Below are 5041 nucleotides of genomic sequence, written 5' to 3'. Positions count from 1 at the left end.
CTTCAGCCACGACGAACTCGCCCTCATCACGGCGGCGGCCGACGAAGCGGGCATGCCCCCGCGGGAGTGGGTCCGCTGCGCGGTCCTCCAGCACCTCACCGAGGACGACTACGAGGAGGTGCCCCCGCCCACCCGCTCTCCCGTCCGGCCGGATCTGGAGCACGCGCTGTGGCCCGTCACCTCCCATACCAGGTCCGGCAGGACCATGCACGAAGTGCACCACGCGGGCTGCTGGGTGCCCAAGGGGGGAGAGGAGGCCCTGAGCACCGCCGAGGCACGCGAGGAACTCCTCGCGAACAAGGCCCGGCCGTGCGACGCCTGTCTGCCGGAACGGTTTCTTACGCCGATGTCGTGACGGGGCGCCGCTGCCGTGCGGGCAGCAGCACCGGGGCTGTGCGGACGTCCGGCGGGTGTATCGCGCCTCAGCCGCGCCAGTCGGCCGCGAACGCGCGCGCCGGATTGCCGGTGAAGACCTGGGCGGCGAACTCCTCTCCCAACTCCTCCGCCAGCAGGGGGCGGAGCGCGCTCAGCAGATGCGGCATGCCCGGCCCGCCCCCGGCCGACCGGGCGCCGGCGGTCGTCGTGTCGCCACCCAGCAGGATCCGCTCGGCGAAACCCGCCTCGGCGAGCGCGGCCAGTGAGTCGAGGAGCCGCCAGTCCGTGGCGTGATGAGCGCGTGACGGGCCGTCGAAGGCCAGGAACGCCCCTGCCCGCGCCGCCCGCAACTGCGCCCGCAGGTCCGGAGACCGGCCCAGATGCCCCAGCACGACGCGCTCCGGCGGCACGCCCAACTGCCCGCAGAGCAGGTCGAGAACGGACAGCGCGCCGGTGCCGAGCTCCAGGTGGACCGCGATGGGCGAACCGGTCGCGTGGTGCGCCTCGGCCGCGGCGGCCATGACGTACCGGGCGTGGGCGTCGAGCCCGTGGAACCCACCGGCCACTTTGACGAGCCCCGCCCGGACCGGGCCTGTGGTCAGGTCCGCGACGAACTTCCCGGCCAGTCCTTCCGTGTGCCGCTCCAGCGCGCCGGGCGCGTAGTGCGCGGCTTGGTGCAGCCCTGTCGCGGCGATCAGCCGCACTCCCGTCTCCCGCGCGAGCCCCGGGAGCTCGGCGCGCCGCCTGCCCATGCCGCGCGGTGTCCACTGCACGACGGCGCGGCCGCCTTGCGCGCGGAACGCCCGCAGCTCCGCCGCGGCGGCCTCCCGGTCGTCGAGCTCCTGACCCGGCAGCAGCGGGCTGCGCAGGAAGAGGTGGTCGTGGGCGTCGCACACGCCCAGCTCCTCGGCGGGTATGTCGCCGAGCACGGTACGGACGGCGGTCATGGTGCGCCGCTCCCCTCACTGTCGGGTCATGTAACGGCTCACCCGTTACGTGATCACTGTAACGGGTGAGCCGTTACGATGGCGCGGTGAAGGACGACGACCGTCTGAAGTTCCGCTTCGACTGCGGTGCCACCTGGCTCAATCTGCTCGCCACGCGCGGCCGGACCTTCGGCGCGCACCCGGTCGAGCGCATCGCCACCCCCGAGCGCCTGGAGGAGTGGCTGACGCGCAGCGAGCTGCTCCCCGCCGCGCCACCGGACGAGGACGACGTGCGCCGGGCCCAGGAGCTGCGGGAGACGCTGCGCCCGCTCGCGCTCGCGGTGGTCGCGGGGGAGCGGCCCCCGGCCGACGCCGCGGCCGCGCTGACACGCTTCCTCGACAGCACGCCCGACCCGCTGCGGGTGGTGGTGACCGACCGGCTGCGGCGCGAGCCTCCGCCCACCGCGAGTGCCGCGCTGGCGCGGATCGCACGGCAGGCGGCCGACGCGCTGACCGGTCCCGAGCGGCACGCGCTGGCCGTGTGTCCCGAGGCGGACTGCCGTGGCGTGTTCGCCGATCCGACGGGACGGCGGCGGTGGTGCCCTTCGCCCGCGTGTGCCAGCCGAGGACGCGTCAGGGCCCACCGGGAACGCCGCCGTACCGCGGGCTGAGCCCCCTCGACGTCAGCCGCGCAGGCCCGCCAGGCGGACGGCCGACATGCCCAGGCCGCTCGGTACGCCCGGCCGCGGTGTCTGCCGGGGTGCGGGACGGGGCGCGTGATGGCGTACCAGGTCCTCCTCCGCGTAGCGGCGGCAGTCCCGGTGCCAGGTCAGGATCCCGGACATCCAGTTCTTGAGCTCGTCCGCGTACCGCGTGAGCGCCGCGCGTGCCTCGTCGTCCAGGCCGAAGTCCTCGAACAGCGCCGGGAACCGCACGTCCAGGACGTGCTGGAACTCCCGCATGCGCGACGTCATCAAGTCACTGACGATGCCGAGCGCCTCGGCGCGGCCGCAGTTGAAGAAGTTCTGCACGACGAGCACCGCGTTGTGGAACTCGCCCTCGAACTCGATCTCCTTCTGGTACGAGAAGACGTCGTTCATCAGACAGGCGTAGTCGGAGGCGGCGTTCTCCAAGGCCTGGATGGGGCGCGACCGGTAGACCTCCGGCGGTACGGCGTTCCCGTGGCCGATGCGGCACAGGCTCATGGTCATGGGCGAGCCGAAGGTGGCGCGTCGCATCTCGATGTAGTCGACGGGCTCGGGGATGCGGTTCTGCTTCTGGTTCCACAGCTCCCACAGCCAGGCCTCCAGCATGGGCACCACGCCGTCGCGGAACGTACGCCGGTCCGCCACGTCCATCGGGCCCGCCGTGCGCTCCCACAGGTCGGCCAGCCCGCGCTCCAGCGGGTTGAGCGGTGTGGGCGGCGCGGCGAGGTCCAGCGGCATGCACAGCAGCAGCCGCTCGTGGCACGCCTTCGCCGCGGCCATGCCCGGGCCGCGGCCGAAGACCGCCGGGTAGAGGTCGTCCGCCCACGTGCCCCAGGTGAGCCAGTCCGACGCCAGGTACAGCTCCTCCGGCGTCGCGTCCGGATGGATGCCCGCGGCGCACAGGGGGACGTCGATGTCCCGCAGGCGGGCCTCGTCCCAGATCTCGGACCCGGGCACGCCGGGCAGGCCCTCCAGGATGCCCATGCGGTGGGCCCACTCGACCGTGTGCTCCCGGGCGGCCCCCAGGTGCGGGCTGAGCCGCGCCTCGTACGGCATGCCGAAGTCCGGGTGCGGCAGCGGGCCGACCTTCTGGAATGGGACGAACGTGAAGCTCCGGGCCCGGGCCGGGAGCGAGGCCACCAGCGAGGCCACGAGCCGCGCGGCCGAGGTGCCCAGGCCCGAGGGCCCGGCCAGGACGCCCGCCGCCGTGGCCGACTGCGTGTCCTCCCAGGCGCCCGCGGCCGCGCCGCCGCCGTTCATGTAGCGGCTGGAGCGCAGGTGCCACTCGTGCCCGCCGGACTGCCAGTCCTGGAGCCCCTTGACGTACGCGAACACGTCGGCGTGCGCCTTGGCGTCCAGGGCGTGCTCGGCGAGGAGCGGCTCCACCTCCGTGAGGGCCGTGTGCTCGAACTGCTGGAGCCGCGCGGTCAGCAGGTCGTTGACCGCGTCCGCCGCCTCCTGGGTGCCGCAGCCCAGGAACTTCTCCAGCACCAGGACGGCGTTGGCGAGCTCTCCCTCGCTCCGCATCTCCCGTTCGTACGAGAAGATGTCGTTGCGCAGGTGCACCCCGTCGGCGAACGTGTCCTTCAGGACGCGCATCGGGCGGCTCGCCGCGACGGCGGCCGGTACCTCGGCGTGCGCCGCGTACTCGACGAGACGGGCCGACCAGGGGGCGCCGCCCACCTTGCGGCGCATCTCGATGTACTCGACGGGATTGGACACCCGCCCCTCGTTGATATTGGAGAGCTCCCACAGCGACTCCTCCAGGAGGTGCCACGTGCTCTCCTTGAAGCGCCGCCGCCAGTCCACCGACATCGCGGGGACCGTACGTGCCCACAGGTCGGCCAGGCCCGCCTCCACCTGGTTGACCGGCTCCGGACATTCCTCGCCCGGCTCGACGGGCATGAACGCGGGCAGCCGGTCGAGATATGCCTTCGCGCCCGCCATGTCGCCGGTGCGCTTGAAGATGTCCAGGAAGTGGTCGTCGAAGAAGAACACCCATACGTACCAGTCGGTGACCAGGTCGAGATCGGGGCCCGAGGCGTCGGGGTGGGTGTAGGCGCACAGCAGCGCGTAGTCATGGGAGTCGAAATCCGCCTCGTCCCAGATGCCGGAACCCTCGATCATCCGCATGTCGCGGGCCCACGCCTTGGAATGCGTGCGGGCGCTCTCCAGATGGGGGTTCAGACGAGCCGGGTACGGCATGTAGAAGGAAGGGAGTTCGAAGGGCTGTGACATGGTCGACCAGGCTAGGGCCCGGCACCGTGCCCGTTAGATCGTGAGGTCGTACTTCCGCTCAATGTGGTGAATGCAGCTGTGAGGCAGGTTAAGGATCTTGTGTTCGGGGCCGCGGACGGGCGTGTCCGGGCGCCGTTCGCCCGCGTCGTCCCTCGGGGTGACCCGTCGCGCGATCTTGCGGACGGCGGTCCGCTCCCGCGCGTAAGGTCGTGACCATGGGCGATGACCAGCTGCAGCAGGCCGTGCTCGACGAGCTCGGCGACGACCGGGTCCAGGAGCTCGCCGACGACCTCGGCACGGACGCGGAGGGAGCGAAGAGGGTCGTGGCCGCGACCGTCGAGGCCCTGCCGGAGGAGCTCACCGGCGAGGCCGAGGGCCTCGCGGGCCCGGGCGGCGGACTGGCGGTCGGTGTGCTCGGGAGGATCAGCGGGCCTGTGGCACGGGCGGTGGCGAAGAGGACGGGGTTGTCGGTGGGGACGGTTTCGCGGGGGCTGGAGCTGCTGCTGCCGGTGGTTCTCGGGGTGATCGCGAAGCGGAGGCGGCGGGGCTGAGCCCCGCCGCGTGGGTCACCCGGGAGTGGGGCTCTCCGCGCCGGGGCTCCGCCGCCGGGGCTCCGCCCCGGGCCCCGTGCCTATTGGGGTGCGGCTTGCGCTGCGTGCGCGGCTGCCCGTCCGTCGTGGCTGGTCGCGCAGTTCCCCGCGCCCCTATCGGGGCGCCCCCTACCTCCTACCTCCGGTTGTGGGCATGCGTTCCGCTAGGGGCTGGGGGTCCCCCCGGACGGAGTCTGGGGGAGGG

The 5041-nt window shown here is 72.8% G+C and carries 5 protein-coding genes; 3 read left to right on the top strand and 2 right to left on the bottom strand.

Translation table 11 applies throughout. From position 1 onward, the window contains the following. A partial coding sequence (locus K6I34_RS31365) for a DUF6233 domain-containing protein (RefSeq protein WP_229331254.1) occupies nt 1-355 on the top strand: 355 nt, incomplete at its 5' end. A gap of 67 nt (nt 356-422) precedes the next feature. Here K6I34_RS31365 and K6I34_RS31360 read toward each other — a convergent pair. Beyond that, nucleotides 423-1322: a phosphotriesterase gene (locus K6I34_RS31360; RefSeq protein WP_229331252.1), complete on the bottom strand. Its 900-nt coding sequence runs from the start codon at nt 1320-1322 to the stop codon at nt 423-425. Nucleotides 1323-1387: 65 nt separating this feature from the next. Here K6I34_RS31360 and K6I34_RS31355 point away from each other — a divergent pair, with 65 nt between their 5' ends. Continuing rightward, the gene (locus K6I34_RS31355) at nt 1388-1972 is read left to right on the top strand and encodes an ABATE domain-containing protein (RefSeq protein ID WP_229331250.1); all 585 of its coding nucleotides are present in this window, start codon (nt 1388-1390) and stop codon (nt 1970-1972) included. A gap of 12 nt (nt 1973-1984) precedes the next feature. On the opposite strand, the gene K6I34_RS31350 is transcribed toward K6I34_RS31355, so the two are convergent. Beyond that, nucleotides 1985-4246: a germacradienol/geosmin synthase gene (locus tag K6I34_RS31350; RefSeq protein ID WP_229331249.1), complete on the bottom strand. Its 2262-nt coding sequence runs from the start codon at nt 4244-4246 to the stop codon at nt 1985-1987. A gap of 215 nt (nt 4247-4461) precedes the next feature. On the opposite strand from K6I34_RS31350, the gene K6I34_RS31345 reads away from it, so the two are divergent. Continuing rightward, nucleotides 4462-4797: a DUF937 domain-containing protein gene (locus K6I34_RS31345; RefSeq protein ID WP_229331247.1), complete on the top strand. Its 336-nt coding sequence runs from the start codon at nt 4462-4464 to the stop codon at nt 4795-4797. Nucleotides 4798-5041 lie beyond the last annotated feature (244 nt).

It is taken from the genome of Streptomyces sp. UNOC14_S4, from assembly GCF_020740835.1.
Taxonomy (GTDB): Bacteria; Actinomycetota; Actinomycetes; order Streptomycetales; family Streptomycetaceae; genus Streptomyces.
This window is presented reverse-complemented; position numbering and strand designations above follow the sequence as displayed.

Coding starts and splice junctions, on each gene's coding strand:
- K6I34_RS31360 (WP_229331252.1), bottom strand. CDS start 1,322: ATGACCGCCGTCCGTACCGTGCTCGGCGACATACCCGCCGAGGAGCTG.
- K6I34_RS31350 (WP_229331249.1), bottom strand. CDS start 4,246: ATGTCACAGCCCTTCGAACTCCCTTCCTTCTACATGCCGTACCCGGCT.
- K6I34_RS31345 (WP_229331247.1), top strand. CDS start 4,462: ATGGGCGATGACCAGCTGCAGCAGGCCGTGCTCGACGAGCTCGGCGAC.